23 protein-coding genes and 1 tRNA gene are annotated in these 24,781 nt (G+C 67.6%); 4 read left to right on the top strand and 20 right to left on the bottom strand.

The window, feature by feature from the left end; translation table 11 throughout:
- Nucleotides 1-21: 21 nt before the first annotated feature.
- Nucleotides 22-915 (bottom strand): DUF817 domain-containing protein, encoded by an 894-nt coding sequence (locus BM172_RS11250; protein ID WP_051548329.1) that lies wholly within the window; start codon nucleotides 913-915, stop codon nucleotides 22-24.
- A gap of 201 nt (nucleotides 916-1,116) precedes the next feature.
- Between BM172_RS11250 and ettA the strand changes: the two genes are divergently transcribed.
- Together ettA and pyrF are read left to right on the top strand one after the other, a co-directional pair.
- Nucleotides 1,117-2,778 carry an energy-dependent translational throttle protein EttA gene (gene ettA / locus BM172_RS11245; protein WP_026633610.1) on the top strand — a complete coding sequence of 554 codons (1,662 nt, stop codon included), beginning with the start codon at nucleotides 1,117-1,119 and terminating at the stop codon, nucleotides 2,776-2,778.
- 214 nt (nucleotides 2,779-2,992) lie between these two features.
- Nucleotides 2,993-3,805: an orotidine-5'-phosphate decarboxylase gene (pyrF, locus tag BM172_RS11240; protein ID WP_026633611.1), complete on the top strand. Its 813-nt coding sequence runs from the start codon at nucleotides 2,993-2,995 to the stop codon at nucleotides 3,803-3,805.
- 88 nt (nucleotides 3,806-3,893) lie between these two features.
- Here the strand turns inward: pyrF and BM172_RS11235 are convergent, their stop codons facing one another.
- The 5 genes from BM172_RS11235 to BM172_RS11215 all read right to left on the bottom strand — a co-directional run bounded on the left by BM172_RS11235 (nucleotide 3,894) and on the right by BM172_RS11215 (nucleotide 12,096).
- Entirely contained in the window at nucleotides 3,894-5,063 is a 1,170-nt protein-coding gene (locus tag BM172_RS11235; protein WP_026633612.1) for an acyltransferase family protein, read from the bottom strand.
- Complete coding sequence (locus BM172_RS11230; protein ID WP_035322366.1) at nucleotides 5,035-6,195, bottom strand: threonine aldolase family protein; 1,161 nt, start codon at nucleotides 6,193-6,195, stop codon at nucleotides 5,035-5,037. The genes BM172_RS11235 and BM172_RS11230 overlap by 29 nt, the downstream gene beginning before the upstream one ends.
- Before the next feature lie 192 nt (nucleotides 6,196-6,387).
- A complete protein-coding gene (locus BM172_RS11225) occupies nucleotides 6,388-7,173 on the bottom strand; it encodes an AcvB/VirJ family lysyl-phosphatidylglycerol hydrolase (protein WP_026633613.1) in 786 nt (261 codons plus the stop codon).
- Nucleotides 7,170-9,773, bottom strand: coding sequence for a bifunctional lysylphosphatidylglycerol flippase/synthetase MprF (mprF, locus tag BM172_RS11220; protein ID WP_231504130.1), 2,604 nt, complete (start codon nucleotides 9,771-9,773; stop codon nucleotides 7,170-7,172). Before mprF ends, BM172_RS11225 begins: the two co-directional genes overlap by 4 nt.
- A 337-nt stretch (nucleotides 9,774-10,110) precedes the next feature.
- A complete protein-coding gene (locus BM172_RS11215; RefSeq protein WP_026633615.1) occupies nucleotides 10,111-12,096 on the bottom strand; it encodes an OPT family oligopeptide transporter in 1,986 nt (661 codons plus the stop codon).
- Between the two features lie 289 nt (nucleotides 12,097-12,385).
- Between BM172_RS11215 and BM172_RS11210 the strand changes: the two genes are divergently transcribed.
- Nucleotides 12,386-12,847, top strand: coding sequence for a YybH family protein (locus BM172_RS11210; protein ID WP_026633616.1), 462 nt, complete (start codon nucleotides 12,386-12,388; stop codon nucleotides 12,845-12,847).
- Between the two features lie 15 nt (nucleotides 12,848-12,862).
- Here the strand turns inward: BM172_RS11210 and BM172_RS11205 are convergent, their stop codons facing one another.
- Nucleotides 12,863-13,327, bottom strand: a complete 465-nt coding sequence (locus tag BM172_RS11205) for a hypothetical protein (protein WP_026633617.1) — start codon at nucleotides 13,325-13,327, stop codon at nucleotides 12,863-12,865.
- Between the two features lie 229 nt (nucleotides 13,328-13,556).
- Between BM172_RS11205 and BM172_RS11200 the strand changes: the two genes are divergently transcribed.
- A complete protein-coding gene (locus BM172_RS11200) occupies nucleotides 13,557-13,895 on the top strand; it encodes a transcriptional regulator (RefSeq protein WP_051548330.1) in 339 nt (112 codons plus the stop codon).
- A gap of 70 nt (nucleotides 13,896-13,965) precedes the next feature.
- On the opposite strand, the gene BM172_RS11195 is transcribed toward BM172_RS11200, so the two are convergent.
- From BM172_RS11195 to BM172_RS11135, 13 genes are all read right to left on the bottom strand, one after another.
- Nucleotides 13,966-14,328 (bottom strand): RcnB family protein, encoded by a 363-nt coding sequence (locus BM172_RS11195; RefSeq protein WP_026633618.1) that lies wholly within the window; start codon nucleotides 14,326-14,328, stop codon nucleotides 13,966-13,968.
- Nucleotides 14,329-14,507: 179 nt separating this feature from the next.
- A tRNA-Lys gene (locus BM172_RS11190) sits at nucleotides 14,508-14,583 on the bottom strand.
- Between the two features lie 72 nt (nucleotides 14,584-14,655).
- Entirely contained in the window at nucleotides 14,656-15,351 is a 696-nt protein-coding gene (gene queC / locus BM172_RS11185; protein WP_026633619.1) for a 7-cyano-7-deazaguanine synthase QueC, read from the bottom strand.
- 110 nt (nucleotides 15,352-15,461) lie between these two features.
- Complete coding sequence (gene queE / locus BM172_RS11180; RefSeq protein ID WP_026633620.1) at nucleotides 15,462-16,154, bottom strand: 7-carboxy-7-deazaguanine synthase QueE; 693 nt, start codon at nucleotides 16,152-16,154, stop codon at nucleotides 15,462-15,464.
- A gap of 10 nt (nucleotides 16,155-16,164) precedes the next feature.
- Nucleotides 16,165-17,055, bottom strand: a complete 891-nt coding sequence (ybgF, locus tag BM172_RS11175) for a tol-pal system protein YbgF (RefSeq protein WP_231504116.1) — start codon at nucleotides 17,053-17,055, stop codon at nucleotides 16,165-16,167.
- Nucleotides 17,056-17,057: 2 nt separating this feature from the next.
- A complete protein-coding gene (gene pal / locus BM172_RS11170) occupies nucleotides 17,058-17,567 on the bottom strand; it encodes a peptidoglycan-associated lipoprotein Pal (RefSeq protein ID WP_026633622.1) in 510 nt (169 codons plus the stop codon).
- A gap of 244 nt (nucleotides 17,568-17,811) precedes the next feature.
- The gene (gene tolB / locus BM172_RS11165; RefSeq protein WP_026633623.1) at nucleotides 17,812-19,131 is read right to left on the bottom strand and encodes a Tol-Pal system beta propeller repeat protein TolB; all 1,320 of its coding nucleotides are present in this window, start codon (nucleotides 19,129-19,131) and stop codon (nucleotides 17,812-17,814) included.
- Nucleotides 19,132-19,139: 8 nt separating this feature from the next.
- Nucleotides 19,140-20,081, bottom strand: coding sequence for a cell envelope integrity TolA family protein (locus BM172_RS11160; RefSeq protein ID WP_026633624.1), 942 nt, complete (start codon nucleotides 20,079-20,081; stop codon nucleotides 19,140-19,142).
- Entirely contained in the window at nucleotides 20,068-20,514 is a 447-nt protein-coding gene (gene tolR / locus BM172_RS11155; RefSeq protein WP_026633625.1) for a protein TolR, read from the bottom strand. Before tolR ends, BM172_RS11160 begins: the two co-directional genes overlap by 14 nt.
- A 15-nt stretch (nucleotides 20,515-20,529) precedes the next feature.
- Nucleotides 20,530-21,216, bottom strand: coding sequence for a protein TolQ (gene tolQ / locus BM172_RS11150; protein ID WP_026633626.1), 687 nt, complete (start codon nucleotides 21,214-21,216; stop codon nucleotides 20,530-20,532).
- Nucleotides 21,217-21,240: 24 nt separating this feature from the next.
- Nucleotides 21,241-21,675, bottom strand: a complete 435-nt coding sequence (gene ybgC / locus BM172_RS11145; RefSeq protein WP_026633627.1) for a tol-pal system-associated acyl-CoA thioesterase — start codon at nucleotides 21,673-21,675, stop codon at nucleotides 21,241-21,243.
- Nucleotides 21,668-22,714, bottom strand: a complete 1,047-nt coding sequence (gene ruvB / locus BM172_RS11140; RefSeq protein ID WP_026633628.1) for a Holliday junction branch migration DNA helicase RuvB — start codon at nucleotides 22,712-22,714, stop codon at nucleotides 21,668-21,670. Before ruvB ends, ybgC begins: the two co-directional genes overlap by 8 nt.
- A gap of 164 nt (nucleotides 22,715-22,878) precedes the next feature.
- The gene (locus tag BM172_RS11135) at nucleotides 22,879-24,780 is read right to left on the bottom strand and encodes a potassium transporter Kup (RefSeq protein WP_051548331.1); all 1,902 of its coding nucleotides are present in this window, start codon (nucleotides 24,778-24,780) and stop codon (nucleotides 22,879-22,881) included.
- Nucleotide 24,781: the final 1 nt, after the last annotated feature.

Below are 24,781 nucleotides of genomic sequence, written 5' to 3'. Positions count from 1 at the left end.
TCTTGCGCTCCGCCCGCACCCTCACCCCAACCCCTCTCCCAGGGGGAGAGGGGCTTTACGGCGCGCCACCGCCGACACCATCACGTAGCTGATGATCATCAGCAGCAGCCAGGAGCCGAGCTTGCTCAGCGGGACCACGCTCCAGCCGTCCCGCTGCGCCGGATAGCGCCAGGCCGCGGCGAAGGTGCCCACGTTCTCGGCCAGCCAGATGAAGCTGGCCACCAGCACGAAGCCGAGCAGCAGCGGCATGCGGCGATGCTCGCGGCGCACGCGGAAATGCACCCAGCTGCGCCCGAACAGCACGGCCACCGCGGCAAACAGCAGCCAGCGCGCATCCGCCACGAAGTGATGGGTAAAGAAATTGACGTAGATCGCCAGCGCCAGCCACGCTGTCGCCGCGAACGGGGGATGCCGCACGAAGCGGAACTCGAACAGCCGCCAGGCCCGCGCGATATAGCTGCCGACCGCCGCATACATGAAACCGGTGAACAGCGGCACGCCGCCGATGCGCAGCACCGACGGCTCCGGGTATTCCCATGAGCCCATCGCGGTCTTGAACACCTCCATCGCCGTGCCGGTGAGGTGGAACAGCAGGATCACCATGGCCTCCTCGCGCGTCTCCAGGCGCAGCGCCAGCAGCAGGCATTGCAGGGCGAACGCGGCCAGCACCAGGAAGTCGTAGCGCGCCAGCCAGGCGCCGGACGGGTAGCACGCCCAGGTCAGCAGCAGCAGGGCCAGCATGCAGGCGCCGAACAGGCAGGCCCAGGCCTGCTTGAGACCGAAGCAGACGAACTCGTGCAGCACCAGGGCCCAGCGCCCGCGCGGCGCGGCCCAGCCCTGCGCCCAGGCGTCCAGGCGTCCCAGGCCGCCTGACGTCGATACCGATGCCGGTGCGGCGGAAACCAGGGAATCCATGCGGGCGCGCTCCTTGCCGGTGGTAGTGCGCCAGCCTGGAGGCCGGGCATGGCCCTGGTGCGCCAAGGCATGGCGCAGCCCGGGCGCGGCGCTGGCCGTCACCGGGACGACGCGCCGACCCGCTATAATCTCGGGTTTAACCCAACGCCCTAGCGCCTCCGTCCTCCTTGCGGGCCGGCGGCGCACGCCTCCGGAGGCTCCATGCAGTACATCTACACCATGAACGGGGTCAGCAAGATCGTTCCCCCGAAGCGCCAGATCATCAAGGACATCTCCCTCTCGTTCTTCCCCGGCGCCAAGATCGGCCTGCTGGGCCTCAACGGCGCGGGCAAGTCCACGGTGCTGCGCATCATGGCCGGCGTCGACACCGATTTTCAGGGCGAGGCCCGCCCCCAGCCCGGCATCAAGGTCGGCTACCTGGCGCAGGAGCCGCAGCTGGATGCGGAGAAGACCGTGCGCGAGGCGGTGGAAGAAGGCGTGTCGGTGGTCCTGGACGCGCAGAAGCGCCTGGAAGAGGTGTACGCCGCCTACGCCGAGGAAGGCGCCGACTTCGACAAGCTGGCCGCCGAGCAGCAGGAGCTAGAGAACATCCTGGCGGTGAACGACGCCCACGCGCTGGAACGCCAGCTCGAAGTGGCCGCCGACGCGCTGCGCCTGCCGCCGTGGGACGCCAAGATCGGTCCGCTCTCGGGCGGCGAGAAGCGCCGCGTCGCGCTGTGCCGCCTGCTGCTGTCCAAGCCGGACATGCTGCTGCTGGACGAGCCCACCAACCACCTGGACGCCGAGTCGGTGGACTGGCTGGAGCAGTTCCTGCAGAACTACCCCGGCACCGTGGTGGCGGTCACCCATGACCGCTACTTCCTGGACAACGCCGCCGAGTGGATCCTCGAGCTGGACCGCGGCCGCGGCATCCCGTGGAAGGGCAACTACACCGAGTGGCTGGAGCAGAAGGACGCGCGCCTGAAGCAGGAAGCCAGCCAGGAGAAGTCGCGCCAGAAGGCGATCGAGAAGGAACTGGAGTGGGTGCGCTCGGCCGCCAAGGGCCGCCAGTCCAAGGGCAAGGCGCGCCTGAACCGCTTCGAGGAGCTGAACTCGGTCGAATACCAGCATCGCAACGAGACCAACGAGATCTTCATCCCGCCGGGCGAGCGCCTGGGCCAGGAAGTGATCGAGTTCAAGAACGTGTCCAAGGCCTTCGGCGACCGCCTGCTCATCGACGACCTGTCGTTCAAGGTGCCGCCGGGCGCGATCGTCGGCGTGATCGGCCCGAACGGCGCCGGCAAGTCCACGCTGATGAAGCTGATCACCGGCAAGGAGCAGCCCGATTCCGGCGAGGTGAAGCTGGGCCACACGGTCAAGCTGGCCTATGTCGACCAGTCGCGCGGCATGCTCGATGCGAAGAACAACGTGTGGCAGGAAATCTCCGGCGGCCTGGACATCCTCACCATCGGCAACTTCGAGATCCAGTCGCGCGCCTACATCGGCCGCTTCAACTTCAAGGGCACCGACCAGCAGAAGATCGTCGGCAATCTCTCGGGCGGCGAACGCGGCCGCCTGCACCTGGCCAAGACCCTGCTGCAGGGCGGCAACATGCTGCTGCTCGACGAGCCGTCCAACGACCTGGACGTGGAAACCCTGCGCGCGCTGGAAGACGCGCTGCTGGAATTCCCCGGCTGCGCGATGGTGATCTCGCATGACCGCTGGTTCCTGGACCGCATCGCCACGCACATCCTGGCGTTCGAGGGCGACTCGCATGTGGAGTTCTTCCCCGGCAACTACAACGAGTACGAGGCGGACAAGAAGCGTCGCCTGGGTGATGAGGCGGCGAAGCCGCATCGGGTGAAGTACAAGAAGCTGGCGTAAGCGCTTCGCTTCTAGCCCCTCTCCTTCCGGCGACCCGAAGGTAGTCCCCGTGGGAGAGAGGGGTTGGGGTGAGGGTACGGGCGGAGTGGCGCGTTGCGCTCCGCCCGTACCCTCACCCGCCTGCCGGCACCCTCTCTCCCACGGGGACTACCTTCGGGTCGCCGGAGGGAGAGGGATTGCACATCTGCCGCCCTCATTGATCACGGAGACATCCATGCACTTCATGCAATCCCTGCAAGCCGCATGGCAGCGCCACCACTCCCTGGTCTGCGTCGGCCTCGACCCAGAGCCAGCGAAATTCCCCGCCCATCTGCGCAATGACGCCGACGCCGTCTTCAAGTTCTGCGCCGCCATCGTCGACGCCACCGCCGACCTGGTCTGCGCCTACAAGCCGCAGATCGCGCACTTCGCCGCGCTGCGGGCGGAAGGCGCGCTGGAGCGGCTGATCGCGCACATCCACGAACACCACCCCACCGTGCCGGTGATCCTCGACGCCAAGCGCGGCGATATCGGCAGCACCGCGCAGCACTACGTCACCGAAGCGTTCGAGCGCTACGGCGCCGATGCGGTGACGATCAATCCGTATATGGGCCGCGACTCCGCGCAACCCTTCCTGGACCGCGCCGACAAGGGCGTGATCCTGCTCTGCCATACCTCCAACCCGGGCGCCGCGGATCTGCAGGACCTCGACGTCGGCGGCCGGCCGCTGTACCAGCGCGTGGCCGAGATGATCGCGCGCGACTGGAATACGCACGGCAACTGCGCCCTGGTCACCGGCGCCACCTGGCCGGAGCAGCTGGCCGAAGTGCGTGCGCTGGTCGGCGACGTGCCGCTGCTGGTGCCGGGCATCGGCGCGCAGGGCGGCGACGTGGAGGCGGTGGTCCGCAATGGCCGCACCGCCGACGGCAATGGCCTGATGATCAGCTCCTCCCGCGCCATTCTGTATGCCGGCCAGGGCGAGGATTTCGCCGCAGCGGCGCGCATCGCCGCGCAGGAACTGCGCGACAGCATCAACCGCTACCGCTGAGCGCTTTTCCCGCGGCCCTGGCGCGACGCGGTGGCGCCGCATTCCATGGGTGGACTGGCGATCGGCCGCGACCTGATGGAGCCGTGAGCTATTCGGCAGCCGCCACGGCGATCGCCGGCACCGGCTGCGCACGCTGCAGCCGCGCGCGCAGCCAGCGCTCGCACGGCGCGGACAGATAGCGCTCCACCGTCGCGCCGAGCAACCAGCACAGCAGCACCGCCGGCAGATACCACAACCATCCGTGCGAGATATCGCCGCCGCTGGCGCGGAACAGGCGCACCGCGCCGTACACCACGAACATGTGGGTCAGGTAGATCTCGTAGCTCAGCTGCCCCCAGCGACGCAGCCAGCCGAAGCCGGACAGCGGGCGCGCGCCGCCGGCTGCCTCGCGCTGACGGCAGGCGACCAGCACGCACAGCGTCGAGAAGGTGAGCAGCAGCATCACGCCGTCCTGCAGCAGCGGCCACCACCACGGCATGCCGATGAACACGGCGAACAGGCCGATGGCGCCGGCGATACCCAGCGTCCGCGTGGCCCAGCGCGGCGCGCGCCAATGCGCCACCGCCAGCGCACCGAGCACACCGGTGCCGATCGCCGACATGCCCGGCAGGTAGGCCTTCTCCTTCCAGATCTCGCTGGCGTCGTCGAGCGAGGCCAGCAGCCACGGCAGCGCCATGGCAAAGGCGCACAGCAGCAGCGCCATCAGCGCATCGCGGCGCAGCAGCAGGCAGGCCAGCGGGAAGCCGAGGTAGAACATCTCTTCGATCGACAGCGACCACAGCACGTCCCAGTTGCCCGGCAGGTAGCCGGTCTGGCCTTCGTACCAGTTCAAGTGCAGGCCCAGCGCCGCAATGATCGCGCGCGGCAGCGACTGCCCTTCGCGGCCGATCACGTAGTCCTGCGCGCCGAGCAGGTGCAGCAGGCTCAGCACGCCGACCAGCGCGAGCAGGCAGGGCATGATGCGGGCGAAGCGGCGCGCATAGAAATCGCGCAGGTCGATGCGCTCCAGCGCGCCCCAGCGGCGGATCGCATTGCCGGCGATCAGGAAGCCGGAGATCACGAAGAACACGAACACCGCTTCATAGCCGTTGAAGTTCAGCGCACTCAGCAGGCGCGTCGGCAGCACGTCGGCCAACGCGGTTTTCTTCAGCGGTATGCGCAGGCCCAGATGGTGCAGCACCACCAGCAGGATGGCGATGCCGCGCAGCAGGTCGATGCCGGGATTGCGTTCAACGGGCGAAGGCTTGGACGATGGCATCGACGGGCTTGCGCAGGAGGGATTCGTTGAACGTTAGCATCAGGCGGCCCTCGTGCGGCTCGCCGATCATCACATCGGCCTTGGCCAGCCGCTCCTGCAGGCCTTGCCGCCGGCCTTCGGCAATGTCCAGGAAATGGATATTGGTGCCGTGCTCCACGCGCCGCACCGTATAGCCGTCCAGCTTCGCCAGCCCGTCGAGCAGGCGGCCGCCGGCCCCGCGCACTTTCGCAAAGCGCTCCTCGAAGCCGTTGAGCGTATCCAGCGCCAGCAGTGCCGGCTGCCAGCCGTGGAAGATGGTGCCGCCGAAGATATGCCGCGCATCGCGCGCCTTGGCGATCACGGTCTTGCTGCCGGCGAGGATCGCGCCGAACGGCGCGCCCAGGTATTTGTACAGCGAGACATAGACCGTATCGAACGGCGCCGCGTACGCCGTGGCGGTGAAGCCGTCGGCGCCGCTGTTCAACAGCAGGCGCGCACCATCCAGGTGCATCCCGATGCCCTTCGCGCGAGCACGCTCGGCGATGGCCTGCACGATCTCGAACGGCACCATCGCGCCGTCGGCGCGGCGCACCGGGCTTTCCAGCGAGATCGCGCCGATCGGCAAGGGATAGGCGGCCTTCTCCGACACCACGATCGCCGCATTCACTTCCTCCAGCGTCGGCGCCGCGCGGCCCGGTGCCAGCGGCACCAGGTTGATCGCGCTCAGCGTGGTCACCGCGTCGCTCTCGTCGCAGTAGACGTGGCTTTCCTGCTGCACCAGGGCGCGCTTCTTCTCGCCGCACAGCAGGCGCAGCGCGACGTGGTTGGCGAGCGTGCCGGTGGGCATGAAGGCGGCGTCTTCCTTGCCGAGCAGCTGGGCGAAGCGCTGTTCGAGTTCGTCCACCGCGCCGCGCTTCAGATAGAAATCGCCGGCCTTGTCGCGGGTCTGCAGGATGGCGTCCATCCGCGCCAGCACGTCGCGGCCGTAATGCGGCACGTCGTCGCCCATCAGGATGACGCTGCGGTTGATGTGCTGAGGGTCCTGCGGGCTCCTCGGCGAGGCAGCGGCCCAGGCGGCGGGCGCGACGCCCGCGCCCAGCGCGGCGAGCGAGCCTGCGGCAAACGACGAACGGAGAAAGTCCCGACGGTCCATGACGCGCTCCCCTTGGCTGGTTGTCCGGCGCACCGTAGCACTGGAAGCGGGAGGGCCTATCGGCCGAAGGTCATGCCCGCCATCCAAGCGGCACGTCCGGCGTAGGTTGGGGTGAGCGCAGCGAACCCCAACAATGCGACACGCCTGGAGATGTTGGGGTTCGCTGCGCTCACCCCAACCTACGCCGGCGCGTTATTGGCCAGCCGCCGCCGGCAAATCCGCAATCATCTGCCGCGCCAGCCCTTCATAGTCGTAGTCGAAATGATGGTCGCCGGTCTTGCGATACACCTTGATCCACGCCGGCAAACCCGCCGTCGCGCAGATGGTGTCGTCCTCGTCATCCTTGCCGTAGTAGCACATCACCGGCGGATGGCCGTCCAGGGCCAGCAGCGGGGCGCGGGCGTCGTAGTGCTTCACCGGGTTGAGCGACTGGAACAGGTTCTGCGTCTGCGTCTTGAACCAGCCCTCGACCATGTAACCCTGCATCTCGATCTCGTAGCTGACGTCCTTGCTCGGCGACAGCAGCACCAGTTGGGCCACGCGCGCGCGGTTCTCCGGCTTCAGCTTCTCGATGATCGAAGGCAGCACGTCCGCGCCGAAGGAGAAACCGATCAGCCACACGCGCTGCTTGTGCAGGCGCGCGGTGGACTGCTCGATCAGCGCATCCAGGTCGGCCGCCGAGGCCTCGGCATTGCTCTGCCGCCAGTAGTACTTCAGCAGGCTCACGCCCAGCACCGGCACGCCATGCTGGGCGAGGATGCCGCCGAGCTGCTTGTCCAGGTCGCGCCAGCCGCCGTCGCCGGAATAGAAGATGGCGACCACGTCGCCGCGTCCGGCCAATGGCGTCGCGCCCGGCGCGGCAGGCAGGTCGACCAGCGACTCGGCCATGCTGGCGTGATGCCACGGCTGCCACACGAGCACGCCGATGGCCGCGGCGGCGAGCACGATGCCGCCGATGATCTTGGTGATTCGCTTCATCGACGCACCATACCCGATAGGCCGCCCGAGATCAGGCTGGCGATGTTGGCCAGCACCAGCGGCAAGGCGATGCCCGCGGGAACGGCGAGATAGCGCGGCTCCCACTCGGGATCGAACTTGTCCTTGTATTTGTGCAGGCCGCGGAAGTTGTAGAAGCGCTCGCCGCGGCCGAATACCAGCGCGCCCAGGCGGCTCCACAGCGGCGCGGTGCGCCGGTTCTGCAGACCGGAGAACGGCGCCATGCCAAGGTTGAACCAGACGTAGCCTTCGCCGCGCGCCCACTGCATCAGTTCGATGAACATGAAATCCATCACGCCGGAGGTGCCGTCGGGCAGGTGGCGCATCAGGTCGACCGAGGCCTCTTCCTTGCTGTCGGTGAGGAACAGGTTGGCGAAGGCCACCAGTTCCTCGCCCTTCCACACCAGCGCCATCGGCGTGCGCGCCAGATAGGCCGGATCGAAGGTGCCCAGCGAGAAGCCTTTCTCGCGCACACCCTTGTCGCGCATCCACGCATCCGAGATGGTCTTGAGCTGCGGGATCAAGGCGGGCACGCGGTCGGCCGCCACGATCTCCAGGCGCATGCCGTCGCGGGTGAGTTTGTTGATGGTGTTGCGCAGCACCTTCTTGGACTTGCCGTCGAGATTGAAGCCGTCCAGCTTCACGCGCGCTTCCTCGCCGATCTTCAGCAGGTTCATGCCTACTTCCAGATACAGGTCCAGGTCCTGCGGACGCACCTGGTAGAACAGCGGCCAGCCACCGGCGCGCTCGCACTGCTCGCGGAAGGTCCACACCAGCTCGCGGCGCGCATCCTCGTCCTCGCCGACCGGATCGCCCATCGCCACCCAGCTGCGGCCTTCCACGTCATACATGATGAAGGCCTTGCTCTCGCTGTCGAACAGCAAGGTCTTGTCGCTCATCAAGGCGAGGTGCGCCTGCGCCGAGGAATAGTGCTTGATCAGCGGCAACGCGCGCGCCAGTTCTTCTTCGCCGGGCAGCCGCAGCTGCGGGCGCGCCGGACGGATCAGGTTGGCCAGCGCGAACAGCATGCCCACCGCGGTGGCGCCGACCAGGGCGCGCAGCGCGCGCGGCGCGCCGCCGTGGTAGAAGCTGAATTCCCACCACAGGTTGGTGCTGTACTCCACGTGCTTGTAGCTGAAGGAGACCAGCCAGCCCGCGCAGCCGAGCACGGCGAGGATGGCGATGATCCAGCCCACCGAGAAGGTCGCGCTGAACAGCGAGGCGCGGCGATAGAACAATCGATGCGCCGGCGCCAGGCCCAGCGCCAGCAGCGACAGCAGCGTGGCTTCTTCGTAGTCGATGCCCTTGAGCAGCGACAGCACCGCGCCGAGCAGCAGCAGCACCAGGGTCAGCACATAGGCCGCGTCCAGCCGCCGCTGCAGGCCGCGCGCCAGGATCAGCAGCAGCATGCCGACCATGCTGGCGAAGAAGTGCGAGAACTCCAGCACCGGCAGCGGCAGCACGTGGCGCAGGATTTCCATGCGTCCCGGCAGCGCCGACGTCGCACCGGAGAACAGCAGCACCGCGCCGGAGACCAGGGTGAGGCCGGCGAAGAACGGCGGCAGCAGGCCGGTGAACCACGGCGCCAGCGGCACCTTGCCGGCCACGCCGCGCGCCTCGCGCGCCAGCACCACCACGGTGGCCGCGCACAGCGGCAGGAAGTAGTAGATCAGGCGGTACGCCGCCAGCGCGCCGAGGATCGGCGCCTCCAGGCCTTCGTTGCCGGTGGCGCCGAAGCCGGCCAGCATCACCGCCTCGAACACGCCCAGGCCGCCGGGGACATGGCTGACCAGGCCGGCGATCTGCGCCAGCACGAAGATCGCCATGAAATGGCCGAAGCCGGTGTCCACCGCGTTCGGCATCAGCAGGTACAGCACCCACGCCGCCAGGCCCCAATCCACTGCGCCGGTAAGGATCTGCCGCGCCGCCGTGGACGTGGACGGCCAGCTCACGCGCCAGCGCCATAGCCGCAGCGGCTGGCGCAGCACGTGGCTGCCGGCCAGCCACAGCACGGGAATCAGGGTCAGCACGATCGCCACCGGGATGCGCCAGCCGGCGAGCGGCACCGTCGGCGGCACCGGCACCAGCAGCAAGGTGACGCCGGTGAGTGCGAACAGGCCGAGCCAGAAGCTGGCCGTGCAGTACAGCACCACCTTGGCCACCTCGGCGGTGGACAGGCCGGCCTGGATATAGAAGCGGTAGCGGATCGAGCCGGAGATCAGCAGCGCCATGCCCAGCGCATTGCTGAAGGCGTAGCTGATGAAGGAGATCAGGGTGACCTGGGCGCGCGGCAGCTTGCGCCCGATCGAGGCCAGGCCGAACCAGTCGTACAGCGTCATCACGCCGTAGCTGGCCGCGGTGAGCAGCACGGCCAGCACGATGCGGTGGTTTTCCAGGCCGTGCACATAGCGCGCGACCTCGCGGTAGCTCACCTGGCTGGCCAGCGAGCGCAGCGCCCACAGCGCCAGGCAGAGCATGCCGACGGAAAGCAGCGGACCGGCGAGCCGGCGCAGCCACGCCCCGCGAGGGCGCGTCAGGGCTTCTTCCGTCTCCGGAGCGTCCGCCCCTCTCTGCTCCACCACTCGACCCAAGGCCTCCACGAATGATTCAAGGCATGCGCCTGCACGCCGGGTGTTGCTGCAACCGATCCGCGCGCCATGTGCGCCGGGCGGGCGCGAGCACGAGTGCTGGTCCGCCACGGTCGGCAAGCATAGCGTGTCGAACCTGTCTCAGGTCCGTCGTTTCCCGGCTGTCCCCCTGGCCGCCGCGCGGGGCGCAGGCATGGAGAACATGCGGGTGCGCGGCCGCGGGAGCGGTCGCGCCAGTGTAAGACGAACAAGGGAGCGGAAAATGACAACGGCCGGCTAAGGTCGGCCGCTATCGATGGCCGCCGACCTCGCCGGCGGCCATGACAGGAACTTACGCTCCGCGACGCGCCAGGCGGGCGATCCAGCGGTACAGCACCGCGACCACGGCCACAAAGACCAGGCCGCCCAGGACTTCGGCGATATTGGCGAACGCCGGCGGCACCAGGGCCAGCGGGGAACCGCCGAAAACTGCCACGACCGCCGCGACCAGCACGCCGACGATGCTCTCGCCGACGATCAGGCCGGAGGCCAGCAGCACACCGAGCTGCTTGGTGGCTTCCGGCTTCGGGCCGCGATCCGCGCGGCGGTCGAACAACCAGCCGACCACCGAGCCCACCACCACCATCAGCGTGCTGGCCGTCGGCAGGTAGATGCCCAGGCCCACCGCCAGCGGCGGAATGCGCATCCTGGTCGTGCGCGCGAGGATCGCGTCGACCACGATCACGCCGACGCCGATCCAGATGCCGGTGATGATCAGGCCCCAGTCGATGTTGTTGGTGATCACGCCCTGCGCCAGCGCCGAGATCAGGCCGGCCTGCGGCGCGGGCAGCGCGGCGGGACCGGCGCCCGGCACGCCGGCGAAGCCATAAGCCTTGTTGAGCAGGTCCAGCACCGGCGGGATCACCGCGGCACCGGCGATCACGCCGATCACCAGGGCCACCTGCTGGCGCCACGGCGTGGCGTCGACCAGCTGGCCGGTCTTGAGATCCTGCAGGTTGTTGTTGGCGATGGCGGCCACGGTGAAGATCACCGCCGTGGTGAACAGCGCAAACGCTACCAACGCCTTGCCGGCCTCGGCCGGCACATAGGGCTTCACGCCCGCCACCAGCAGCAGCGCGGCGCCGATCACCACCAGGATGCCCACGCCCGACAGCGGGCTGTTGGACGAACCGATCAGGCCGGCCATGTAGCCGCACACGGTGGAGACGAAGAAGCCCATCAGCACCACATAGGCCACGCCGCCCACCGCCAGCACGGCGAGGTGGTCGCCCAGGCCGCTGCTGTTGGCGAAGTAGCCGAGCAGCCAGGCGATCGGCACGAAGCAGACCAGGGTGATCAGGCCGACGATGCCGATCGGGATGTCCTGCTCGGTGCGCGGCAGCGTGGCGGCGTTGCCGGCCTTGCGCACGCGCGAGGCGGCCATCGCCGAAGTGAGGCCGCTGATCACCGGCCTGACCAGCTTGGCCAGGGTCCAGATGGCGGAGACGCCGATGGCGCCGGCGCCGACGAAGCGCACCTTGTGGCTCCAGGTGGCCTGGGCCAGCTCGGCGACGCCGCCGGTGCTGTGCTCGACCAGCGAATAGAACGGCACGCCCCAGCCCCAGCCGATCAGCGCGCCGACCAGCATGGCGATGCCGACCGAGAGACCGACCAGGTGGCCGATCGCGAACAGCGCGAAGGAAAGATTGAAGTCGAAGCCGCTGACCGAGCCCTTGCTGCCGACGCGGAAATAGCTGATCACGTCCGAGGCGAACACCTGGGTGGCCACCACCACGGCGAACACCGCCGAGGTGATCGAACCCCACATCACCGCGGCCAGCCCGGCCTTGCCCTCTTCCACGCTGCCGCCTTCCTCGTGCTCGCCGCTGCCGACCTTGAGCACTTCGGCGCAGGCGATGCCTTCCGGATACGGCAGGTCGGAATTGGTGACCAGCGCGCGGCGCAACGGGATCGAATACATCACGCCGAGCACGCCGCCGAGCGCGCACACGGCGAACGAGGTCCAGAACGGGAAGCCGGTCCACCAGCCGATCATGATCATGCCGGGCAGCACGAAGATGATCGAGGACAAGGTGCCGGCCGCCGAGGCGATGGTCTGCACCACGTTGTTTTCCTGGATGGTGGATCCGCGCATCGCGCGCAGGATCGCCATCGAGATCACCGCCGCCGGAATCGAGGTGGCGAAGGTGAGGCCGGCCTTGAGGCCGAAGAACACGTTGGCGGCGGTGAACACCAGCGTGATCAGCACGCCCAGGATCACGCCGCGTAAGGTCAGTTCCTTGCGCACGTCGGCGCCGGACGCGGGTTGCGCGCTCACGAGTGCATTCCTTTCATGATTGAAGCTCTCCCCATTGGCTTAGGTTCCAGGCGGCATTGGAATGAAACGGCGGCCGCTCGCCGATCGATGACCTGAATCGTCCTAGATTTGCCACATTTTCGCCCAGGAGCAAAGAGCGTGTGCGGCAAAGGGCTGCGGCGTCCCGCGCTGCGGCCCCGGCGAAAAGCCCGATCGTGCGGAAAATTCGGAAGCTGCCTGCCGGAAAACTTGATTCTCCCTTGGCAGGCGCCGCTCCATACTCGCGGCTCCCCACCGACCCGAGCCTCCCATGTCCGCCTCGCTCCCTGAAGCCATCGACGGCCTCGACACGCATTTCGCGCCGGGGCATCCGCTCGCCGCGTTGAGCGGCTTCTACCGCGCCTTCAACCAGCGCGACCTGGAGGCGATGGCGCGCAACTGGTCGCACGACGAAGGGGCATCGATGAGCAATCCGCTGGGCGGGATCGAGCGCGGCTGGACGCGGATCCGCGCGGTCTATGCGCGCATCTTCCTCGGCGAGGCGCGGGTGAGCGTGGCGTTCCACGCCTACACCCTGCACGAATTCGGCGATGCCTTCCTGGCCGTCGGGCGCGAACGCGGCGTGCTGGAACGCGGCAACACCAAGCTGGAACTGGCGATCCGCACCTCGCGCCTGTACCGGCGCATCGAGGGGCAATGGCGGCAGTTCCACCACCATGGCTCGTTCGAGGATCCGGCGCTGCTGGAGGCCTATCACGAGGCGGTGCGCTGACGCGCCGCTGCATCATCAGCCATCCGGATACTCGCCCTTCGCCCGGCTCTCCCTGGCCCAGCTGTGCGCATGCAGCCGGGCCAGCCGTGGGTAGGCCATGTAGCGCGCCGCGAACTCGGCCAGGTGGCGCCAGCGGTGCGCATCCCGCCGCAACTGCATCATGTGCTCGCGCAACAGCCGCCCCGCCGGCGTGCCCAGCCACCCCGCACCCGCCCATTCGCGGATGAACTGACGCAGCGTCACCGCCGCGCTCCAGGCGGCCGCCGCCTGCGCCAGCGCGTTGGCGCGGATTTCGCGCAGCCGGGCCGGATGAAATCGCGCCAGGCCTTCGTCTTCCAGCATCAGCAAGCTATTGCCCTGCAGGTCGTTCAACAGACGGTCGAGCTGGGTATTCGGATAGATCCAGGTGGCCGCCGCCTCAGGACTGCTCTCCAGTCCGAAAAAGTCCGCTTCGGTCTTGCATTTCTTGTAATCTCTCATTAGCGAAAAAATCCAATAAAGACAAAGAAATGCAACCATATGTTGCCTTTATAAACAATTAGAAATTGCCTAATCAACGGATCAGATCATCAACAATGCGGACTCGACGTTTCGTAGTTCGATTCCATTGTTTTTGACCTAAGCGGCGGGCGGCCCAGTCGTCCGCCGCGCAGCGAGAAGGAGTCTCCCTTTGGCAATAAACGGGTTTTCCCAGCGACTACACCTGGCCATGGACCTGATCGGCATGACCAAGGGCCGCGGCCGCACCACCCGGCTGGCCGACATGTTCGGCGTATCGCGCGAAACGGCGCGCAAATGGCTCAGCGACATGGCGCGGCCGGAAACCAAGCGCCTGACCGAGATCGCCGGGCGCTTCGGCGTCAGCTTCGAATGGCTGGCCACCGGGCGCGGCGAGCCGAAAGGCTTCATGAAAGTGCAGGATGCGGCGGCGCCATACCGGGTGGACCATCGCGAACAGGCACGTTTATTCGGACTGATCGGACGCCTGACGCGGGATCAGCGCCGCGCGCTGCTGGTGATCCTGGAGCAGATGGTGAAGAAGGATTGAAAGCCGGATGCCTCCGCCAACAAAAAGCCCGCTCCTTGGAGCGGGCTTTTTGTTGGCGGGAGCGGAAATGTCAGTGGCCGTTGACCACGATGTCCACGATCAGGCCCGTGGCAACCGCGGTGAGAAAGATCTGCCCCTCGTCGTCGCGAACATAGCGGTAGCCCCGCTCGGGGCGGCGCAGGTGGTAACGCTCGTAGTCGGTGACGTAATAGGTGTGCGTGTAGTAGCGATCCGGCAGGCGTTCGCCGCGGCGATACGCATGCTTTTCCCAGCCGCGATGCCGGCCATTGTCGTGGCGCCCCTCGTCCTTGGGATTGTGGCCGCGGTCGTTGCCTCGGTCATGATCCCAGTCGTGGTCCTGCGGTGCAGCCCAGGAAGCGGCGCTCATGGCGAGCAGCACGATGCTGACGGTCAGACTCAGTAGACGTTTCATGGCGACTCCATCCCCGAAGGGCATTGATGGATGCGGCTGCCGCGTGGGCAGCCGGAAACGATGCTAATGCCCGCAAGCTGAATTCCCCGGCGGAAAAGCGGCCGCCGCGCGCAATGGCGGCTGAACCGGTACGCCCGTTGGCAAAAAATAAGGACCCGCGTCGCCGCGGGTCCTTCGATTGGTGGGCCGTGACAGATTCGAACTGTCGACCAACGGATTAAAAGTCCGCTGCTCTACCGGCTGAGCTAACGGCCCGTATCGTTCAAGCATGGCGCAAGCCAAGCGGGCGATTTTAAGGTCAGCGCGCCTGAGGCACAAGCAAACAGCTCAGGCGTAGCGCGTGGGATCGGCCAGGCCGGCGTCGCGGAAACCCTGCGCGCGCAGGCGGCAGGCATCGCAATGGCCGCAGGCGCGGCCCTGCGCATCGGCCTGGTAGCAGCTCACCGTTTCCGAGAAATCCACGCCCAGGCGCGCGCCTTCGCGTGCGATGTCCGCCTTGCTCATGCGCATCAGCGGCGCATGCACGCGGATGCCCGCGCCTTCCACGCCGGCCTTGGTGGCGACGTTGGCCAGGCTCTCGAAGGCTTCGATAAAGGCCGGGCGGCAATCCGGATAGCCCGAATAATCGACCGCGTTGACACCGCACCAGATATCGCTGGAGCCGAGCACTTCGGCCCAGCCCAGCGCGATCGACAGCATGATGGTGTTGCGCGCCGGCACATAGGTGATCGGGATGCCGCCGGAGTCGCCATGCAGGTCGGCGTCGAGCGGCACGTCGATGTCGGCGGTGAGCGCCGAGCCGCCGATCGAGCGCAGGTCGACCTGCACCGTCTTGTGCTCCACCGCACCGAGCAGGCGCGACACGCGCGCCGACGCTTCCAGCTCGGAACTGTGGCGCTGGCCGTAGGCCACGCTCAGCGCATGCACCTGATAGCCCTGCTCGCGCGCGATGGCGATGGTGACGGCGGAGTCCATGCCGCCGGAAACGAGCACGACGGCCCTGGGGAGAGAGGTTTGAGACATGGGTGACATCCACTTCCTGGGTCAGGCCGGTCACCGGCCGGAAAGCGCCACCGGCGACACAGGCCGGCGCGCGGAAACCGCTACACACGGGCGACGCCGCGCGCCGCCGCTCAATGGCCCGGCGCGTCGTTCCACAGCAGCTTGTGCAGCTGCAGCTGGAAGCGCACCGGCAGCTTGTCCTCGATGATCCATTCGGCGAGTTCGCGCGGATTCACCTTGCCGTGCACCGGCGAGAACAGCACCATGCAGCGCCGGTCGATGGCGTGCCCGGCAACTGCCTCGCGCGCCCATTCGTAGTCGGCGCGGCTGGCCAGAACGAACTTCACCTGGTCGTGCGGCAGCAGGTGCTGCAGGTTGGACCACAGGTTGCGCGCGCTCTCGCCGGAGCCGGGCGCCTTCAGGTCCATCACCTTGCGCACGCGCGGATCGACCGCCGCCACATCGAGTGCGCCGGAGGTCTCCAGCGACACGTCGTAGCCGGCGTCGCACAGGCGCTGCAGCAGGATCAGGCAGCGCTTCTGCGCCAGCGGCTCGCCGCCGGTCACGCAGACATGCCGCGCGCCATGCGAAGCGACTTCGGCGAGGATGTCGTCGATGTCGCGCCAGCCGCCGCCGTAGAACGAATACTCGGTATCGCACCACACGCAGCGCAGCGGGCAGCCGGTGAGGCGCACGAACACGGTGCGCCAGCCGATCGCGTCGGCCTCGCCCTGGATCGAATGGAAGATCTCGGTGATGCGCAGGCGCTCGGCGGTGGCCGGCGCCGACGTGGTGGACGCCACGGTCGCGTTGCCCTCGCTCACCGCCGGAACCTCAGTTGGCCGGCTGCGATTGCAGGCGGCGCAGGCGCTCCTGGGCCAGGCCGGCGGCCTTGGAGCCCGGATACTTGGTGGTCACCGACTTCAGCGTGGCCTTGCCCTGGTCGGCCTGCTTGAGCTCCAGCTGGCTGTAGCCGAGCTTGAGCATCGCATCGGCCGCCTTGTCGCTCTGCGGATACTGCGCGAGCAGCCGCTGGAAGGCCTCGGCCGCGACCGGGTAGTTCATGGTCACGTAGTAGGACTCGCCCAGCCAGTAATAGGCGTTGGGCGTGAGCGGGCTGTCCGGGTACTGCTGGATGAACGTGCGGAAGCCGCGCGAGGCCTGCACGTAGTCGCCGCCGCGCAGCGCCTTGAAGGCCGTGTCGTAGGAGGTCTGCGCCGCGGCCTGGTCGCCCGGCGCGGCGGCCGGCGCCTTGGCGTCGCCGTTCCTGCCCTTGCCGTCCGCGGGATTCGCGACAGCGGGGTTCTTCGTTTCCGTCGCGGCGGCGGACGCGGCCGCGCCATGCGCACTGCCGGCGCTCGCCGGAGCGGCGTTCGCATTGCCGGCGCCGGCATTGCCGCCCGCGCCGTTTTCAAGGCGGCCGATACGCGAATCGAGATCCACGTACTGCGCCTTGCTGGAATCCTTGGCTTCCTGCAGCTGGTGCTGCAGCTCTTCGATCTGGCCCTGCATCTGCCGCAGCTGCGCCTGCATGGCCTGCATCTGGTTGACCATGCCGACGCCGCCCTGGTCCTGGTTCTGCGCCTGCTGCTCGAGCCGCGTGACGCGGTCGGCAAGGCTGAGGCGGGAATCCTGCGCCAGTGCGGGAACGGCAAAAAGCATGGCGGACGCGATCGCGCCCGCCATGCCTAGCCTGGCCGTGAAGCTGTTAGCCAGTCGCTTCATGCTTACTTCGCCGTGTAGACGATCTCGACGCGGCGGTTCTTGCCCCAGCAGTCTTCGTTGTGCTCGCGGCACACCGGCTTTTCCTTGCCGTAGCTGATCACGTTCAGCTGGCTGGCCGAACCGCCGGCGGCGGTCAGGGCGCCGGAAACGGCGTTGCCGCGGCGCTCGCCGAGGCCCAGGTTGTACTCGCGGGTGCCGCGCTCGTCGGTGTTGCCTTCCAGACGGATCTGGGCGGTCGGGCGATCCTGCAGGTACTTGGCGTGGCACGCCATGATCTGCTGGAACTCCGGCTTGATCTCATCCTTGTCGAAGTCGAAGTACACGACGCGCTGACGCAGGCAAGCGTCACGGTCGAGATCTTCCGGGGTGTACTTGCCCGAGGTCTGCGGCTGGCTGGTGGCCACCTGGTTGTTGTCAACCGGCTGCTGCGGCTTCACTTCAGCCTTCTTCGAGCATGCGGCCGCGCCAACGCAGAGCAGGGCGACCAGGGCGACGCGAACGGTCTTATTCATGGTGAACGTTCCTTCAAACGGGTTTGAGTTCCGACAGTCAATAGCGATTGCGGTTACAGGACAGTGATCGCCGGTGGACCGGCTGTTGTTGTGACACCTTGGTACCGGCGCCGCGGCTGGCCGCTGCGCCGGCCACCCATCCGGGCGCGGGCCCGGCGGGCGACCGGGCCGGCGGCAGGACTCGCGTCCCACCACCACCCCTGATCCTCCAGGCCGCAGCACCCTTGGGCGCGCGGCCGCTCATTCAACGCTGCCGGTACGGTCCCCAGGACGGTTCGCGCACGTCGCCATCGGCAAGCACGAGGCGCTGGCGAACCTGACCATCGGCCGAAACGGCATAAAGCACGCCGCGCCGTCCTTCGGTAGCGGCATACAGCAGCATGCTGGCGTTGGGCGCGAAGCTCGGGGACTCATCGATCGGGCCCGGCGAGAGAGGACGCACCTGCCCACCCAGACTGCGGTCCATGACCGCAATACGATACACGTTCCCGTTGCCCTGCACCATGGCGACCTGCTTGCCGTCGTAGCTGACGTCGGCGCTCAGGTTGTTCTGCCCCTGGAAGCTGATGCGGTTGGCGCCGCCGCCGGAGGCGGGCATCTGGTAGATCTGCGGCCGGCCCGAGCGGTCCGAGGTGAAGTAGATGCTCTGGCCGTCCGGCGACCACACCGGCTCGGTATTGATGGCCAGGGTCTTGGTCAGGCGGGTCTCCTGGCGGCTGGCCACGTCCATCACGTAGATCTCGGGGTTGCCCGAGTAGGACAGCGACACCGCCAGCTTGCTGCCGTCCGGCGACCAGGCCGGGGCGCTGTTGATGCCGCGGGGACGGGCCGAGACCAGCTGGCGCTGGCCGGTGGTGATGTCCTGCACGTAGATGGCCGAGTTGCCGCTCTCGAAGGACACGTAGGCGATCTTCTTGCCGTCCGGCGACCAGTGCGGCGACAGCAGCGATTCGCGCGAGCGCGCCACCACCTGCGGATTGAAGCCATCCGAATCGGCCACGATCAGCGAATACGTGGTGTTGTTGCCCAGGCCCACGGCAGTGATGTAGGCGATGCGGGTCCAGAACGCGCCGCGCACGCCGGTGATCTTTTCGTAGATCTGGTCGGCGATCTGGTGGGCCACGCCGCGCAGGTCGCCGGCCGGGGCGGTGAAGGCCTGGGCCAGCAGGCTCTGCTGCTTGTTGACGTCCCACAGCTCGTACTCGACGCGCAGCATGCCGCCGCCGGCATCGCTGATGCGGCCGATGGTGATGAAGTCCTGCTTGAGCAGGCGCCAGGTCGGGAACTTGATGTCCGCGCCCTTGGACGGCGTCTCGACGATTTCGCTCTTGGCCAGCGAGCGGAACTTGCCCGAGCGGTTGAAATCGTTGCGGATCACGTCGGCCACGTCGGTCGGCAGCGGCGCGCCGCCGGCCTGGGCGAACGGCACCACGGCGATCGGCGTGGCGGTCTTGATGCCCTGCACGATGTCGACGTTGAGTGACTGCTGGGCTGCCGCCGAACCGGCGAACAACGCCGCGACGGACAGCAGGGCGGATGCGAAGGCGATACTCAATGTGCGCATAGGGCTGGTCACTGCTGCGGCCTGAAGGTAAAGGTTAGGTTGCGCTGGAACACGGTCTCGAAGCCCTGGTAGGGCAAGGGCTGCGCTCGCAGCACGGCGTTCTCGACCGAGCGCTTGCCGGCGTCGTCGTACGGGCAGCTGGGGTCGACCTTGGCGCTCATGACGTTTCCGCCCGGCAGCTGCACGATGTGCACGACACAAGGAACGTTCGGCATGTTATCGGGACGTAGCCAATTCTGCGTGACCGCGTTCTGAACTGCGGCCAGATACTGGCCCAGCAGGCCGGTGTCCGGCCCGTTGTTGCCGGTCTGGCGCTGGTCGGCCTTGGGCACGTCGGCCAGGCCGTTGTCCTTGGCGTCCTTGATGTCCTGGAGCTGCTGGTTGGCCTGCTTGGCCCGGTCTTCGGCCTTCTTGCGCGTCTGGTCGGCCTTGTCCATCTGGGCGAACAGCTCGTCCAGCTTCTTCTTTTCTTCCTTCTGCTTGGCCGCCTGTGCGTCCAGCTCGGACTGCCGCTGGCGCTCGCGCTGCTCCTGCTCGCGCTTGGCGTCCTCGGCCTTCTGCAGGGCATCGGCGACCACTTTTTCCTGGTCCTTGATGTCCGGGCGCTGGGGCGGCGGCGGCAGGGTCTTCACCACCGGGGCCTGTTCCTGCGGGACCGGCGGCGTCACCGTGGGCGGCGGCGGCGTGGAGTCCGGCACCGGCTTGGTCTTCACTGACTTCGGCGGCGGCGCGCCGGTGGGGCCGACCAGGGTGGCCTCGATGATCTGGCCCGGCAGGTCGATCGGCTTGGCGCAGGCGATCGGGTTCCAGCCCGGCGGCAGGTGCAGGGTCTCGAACACGCTTTCGTAAAACGAGCAGGGCACGATCGCCAGGGCCAGGAAGCCGACGATGCCCACATGCAGGATGGCGGAAAGGATGACCGCCTTCGGCGTGCCTTTACGGTCGTCCATGCTTCCCGCTCGACTCGGGCTGGCTCATCAGGCCGATCTTGGACACGCCCGCTTCCTGCAGCACCGGCAGGATCAGGTAGACCTTGCCGTAGTTGGCGCGCTCGTCGCCGGCCACCAGCACCTGCAGCTCGGGGTTTTCCTTCTGGAAGGCCGTGATCTTGGCCTTGAACTCCTCGGCGCTGACCGGCTCGCGCTTGGAGCCCTGGGAGCTGAGGTAGATCTGGCCGTTCTCGTCGACCGAGACCACCACCGGGTCCTTCTTGTCCTGCAGCGACTTGGCCTGGGTCTGCGGCAGCTGGATGTCCACGCCGAGATTCATCATCGGCGCGGTGACCATGAAGATGATCAGCAGCACCAGCATCACGTCGATATACGGCACGACGTTGATCTCGGACTTGAGCTTGAAGCGCTTGTGGCGCGCGGAACTACGCATGAGGAAGTCCTCCGCTCAGGCCGCGTCGTCGGTCTGGATCTGGCGCTGCAGGACCGAGGAGAACTCCTCCTGGAACACCTCGTAGCGCGAAGCCACGCGATCGACCTTGTTGGCGTAGCGGTTGTAGGCCCACACCGCGGGGATCGCCGCGAACAGGCCCATGGCGGTGGCGATCAGCGCCTCGGAGATGTGCGGCGCAACCACGGCGATGGTCACGTCCTTCATTTCGCCCAGGCCCTGGAACGCGCCCATGATGCCGATCACCGTGCCGAACAGGCCGACGTAGGGGCTGATCGAGCCGACATTGGCGAGGAATTCCAGGTTGCGCTCCAGGCGGCCGATCTCGCGGGTACCGGTCACGCGCATCGCGCGCTCGGTGCCCTCGATCACGATGCGCAGGTCATGCGTGCGGCGCTGGCGCTGGCGGGCGAATTCGCGGAAGCCCGATTCGAACACCGTCTCCAGGCCGCCGTTGCCGGCGCCGCGGCCGTTCACTTCGCGGAACAGCTGGGCCAGGTCGGCGCCGGACCAGAAGCGCTCCTCGAAGGTCTCCGCCTCGTCCATCGCGGCCTTCAGCTGCTGGTGCTTGCGGATGATGATCACCCACGAGAGGAAGGAGAACACCAGCAAGACCAGCATCACGGCCTGCACCAGGATGCTCGCTTCCGCGACGAGCTTGAAAATGTTCAATCCACCGTTCATTGCTTGAGCGTTCTCCGCCGCGGGTTACTTGATTGGGGGTAGGCCGGGGATCAGGCCGGAAGGAATCTGCGCCGGGCGCATGCGTTCGAGGTCCACGCAGGCCACGCGCACCTGCGCGCGGATCAACGCCATGCCGTCCGCCCGGCTGATGGTCTGGCCGAAAAGGATACTGGCAGCGCGCCGTTCTTTGACTTCGACCGTTACGCTCAGTTCATCGTCCAGCATGGCGGCCTTGAGGAACTCGATGCTCAGGTCCCGCACCAGGAAGGCCAGGCCGGTGGCCGCCCGCACCGCCGACTGGTCCACGCCCTGCCCGCGCAGCCATTCGGTGCGGGCGCGCTCCATGAAGCGCAGGTAGCTGGCGTGGTACACCACGCCGCCGGCGTCGGTGTCTTCCCAATAGACGCGGACCGGCCAGCGAAAGCTGTCCGGGGCGGGATGCGGCGCGGTATCAGACATCGGGTTCGCCCGGGAACAGGTCGGCCGGCTGCGGCTGGCGCGGCGGCGGGTTCAGGCCCAGGTGGCGCCAGCCCTTGGCGCTGGCCATGCGGCCGCGCGCGGTGCGCACCAGGAAGCCCTGCTGGATCAGGTAAGGCTCGACCACGTCCTCGAGGGTGCCGCGGTCCTCGCTGAGCGCGGCGGCCAGGGACTCGACCCCGACCGGGCCGCCGTCGAAGTTCTCGATGATGGTGGCCAGCAGGCGCCGGTCCAGCTCGTCGAAGCCCTCGGCGTCGACCTTGAGCATGTCCATCGCGGCCTGCGCCGCGGCGCAGGTGATCTGGCCGCCTGCGCGCACTTCGGCATAGTCGCGCACGCGGCGCAGCAGGCGGTTGGCGATGCGCGGGGTGCCGCGCGAACGGCGGGCGATTTCCTGCGCGCCTTCCACTTCGCAGGGGATGCCCATGATGCGCGCCGAGCGGCGCACGATCGCGGTGAGCTCCTCCGGCGAATAGAACTCCAGGCGCTGCACGATGCCGAAGCGGTCGCGCAGCGGCGCGGTCAGCAGGCCGGCGCGGGTGGTGGCGCCGATCAGGGTGAACGGCGGCAGGTCCAGCTTGATCGAGCGGGCCGCGGGGCCTTCGCCGATCATGATGTCGATCTGGAAGTCTTCCATCGCCGGATACAGCACCTCCTCCACCACGGGCGAGAGGCGATGGATCTCGTCGACGAACAGCACGTCGTGCGGCTCGAGGTTGGTCAGCAACGCGGCCAGGTCGCCGGCGCGCTCCAGCACCGGGCCGGAGGTGGAACGCAGGTTGACGCCCAGCTCGTTGGCGATCACGTGCGACAAGGTGGTCTTGCCCAGGCCCGGCGGGCCGAAGATCAGCACATGGTCCAGTGCGCCGCCACGTTTGCGGGCGGCCTCGATATAGATCGAGAGCTGCTCGCGCACCGCCTGCTGGCCGAGGTATTCCGCCAGGCGCTTGGGGCGGATCGAGGCTTCCAGGGCCTCGTCGTCCAGCTGCGCGGCGGACGTGATGATGCGGTGATCGGCCATGGGGTGGGAATAGGTCCGGGAACAGGCGGCGTGCGCGATTCGCCGGGCATTCTACCGGACGTAGGTTGGGGTGAGCGAAGCGAACCCCAACAGGGCGGCCATGGGGCGAGGCCTGTTGGGGTTCGCCTGCAGCTCACCCCAACCTACGCCCTACGCCGAGGGGCTCAGATCTCGACCTGCGCGCCCAGCTCGATCAGCCGGTTGCCCGGGATCTGGAAGAACGCGGTGGCCGGCAGCGCGTTGCGGGCCATGAAGGCGAACAGCTTGTCGCGCCACAGCGCCATGCCCGGACGGCGCTCGTCGGCGATGATGGTTTCGCGCGACAGGAAGAACGTGGTGTCCATCATGTCGAACGGCAGGCCGGCCTTCGAGCAGCGCAGCAGGGCCTGCGGGATGTTCGGGTCCTCGGCGAAGCCGAAGCGCAGGGCCAGGCCGTAGAAGTCGCCGCCCAGCGGCGTGATCTGGATGCGCTCGTCGGCCTCGGCCACCGGCGTCTCCAGCATTTCCACCGTCAGCAGCACGTTGCGCTCGTGCAGCACCTTGTTGTGCTTGAGGTTGTGCAGCAGCGCATGCGGCACGGCGTGCTGGTTGGCGGTGAGGAACACCGCCGTGCCGGGCACGCGCAGCGGCGGATGCTCGCCGACGTTCTCGATGAACGGTTCCAGCGCCAGGCCGGACTGCTTGATCTCGCGCACCACCAGCTCGCGCCCGCGGCGCCAGGTGGTCATCACCACGAAGACCGCCACGCCCAGCACCAGCGGGAACCAGCCGCCGTACTCGATCTTGATCACGTTGGCGCTGAGGAAGGACAGGTCGATGGTCAGCAGCAGCACGCCGGCGAAGATCACCGTCGGCCGGCTCCAGTGCCACTGGTAGCGCGCCACCACCAGGGCCAGGATGGTGGTCACCGTCATGGTGCCGGTCACCGCGATGCCGTAGGCCGCGCTCAGGTTCTCGGAGCTGCGGAAGCCCAGCACCGCGATCAGCACCATCACCAGCAGGAAGGTGTTGACCCACGGCACGAAGATCTGGCCGGACATCTCGCGCGAGGTGTGCACGATCGGCATGCGCATCGAATAACCCAGCGACATCGCCTCGCGGGTCATCGAGAACGCGCCGGAGATCACCGCCTGCGAGGCGATCACGGTGGCGATGGTGGCCAGGCCGATCATCGGGTACAGCAGGACCTTGGGCACCAGCTTGAAGAACGGGTTGTCGATCGCTTCCGGATGGTTGAGCAGCAGCGCGCCCTGGCCGAAATAATTGAGCACCAGCGCCGGCAGCACGAAGCCGAACCAGGCCAGGCGGATCGGCTTCTTGCCGAAGTGGCCCATGTCCGCGTACAGCGCCTCGGCGCCGGTCAGCGCCAGCACCACGCCGCCCAGGGCGATGAAGGCCTGCATGCCGTGACTCATGAAGAACTTCACGCCGTACATCGGGTTCAGCGCCAGCAGCACGTGCGGGTTCTGCGCAATCATCTGCACGCCCAGCGCGGCGATCACGATGAACCAGATCACCATCACCGGGCCGAACAGCCTGCCCACCCGCTCGGTGCCGTGCCGCTGCAGGGCGAACAGGAAGAACAGGATCACCACCGAGGTCACCGGCACCACCCAGTGCGGCAGGTCGGGCACGGCCACTTTCATGCCCTCCACCGCCGACAGCACCGAAATGGCCGGGGTGATCACGCCGTCGCCGTAGAACAGCGCCGCGCCGAAAATGCCGAGGATGGCCAGGATCCAGCGCATGCGCGCGTCGCCGCGCGCGCTGCGCAGGGCCAGCGCGAGCAGGGCCATGATGCCGCCCTCGCCCTTGTTGTCCGCGCGCATGATGAAGACCACGTACTTCAGCGAGACCACGATGATCTGCGCCCAGAAGATCAGCGACAGCACGCCGAAGATGCTCTCCGGCGTGGGCTTCATGCCGTCATGGCTCAAGGTGGTCTGCAGCGTGTACAGCGGGCTGGTGCCGATGTCGCCGTAGACCACGCCGATCGCGCCCAGCGCGAGCGCGGCGAGGCGGCGCTTGGTGTCGGCATCGGCGCCGTGCAGGTTGTCCTGGCTCACG

The organism is Dyella marensis, from assembly GCF_900112865.1.
GTDB lineage: Bacteria > Pseudomonadota > Gammaproteobacteria > Xanthomonadales > Rhodanobacteraceae > Dyella_D > Dyella_D marensis_A.
The sequence above is the reverse complement of the archived record's forward strand: the minus strand, read 5'-3'. Positions and strand labels throughout refer to the sequence as shown.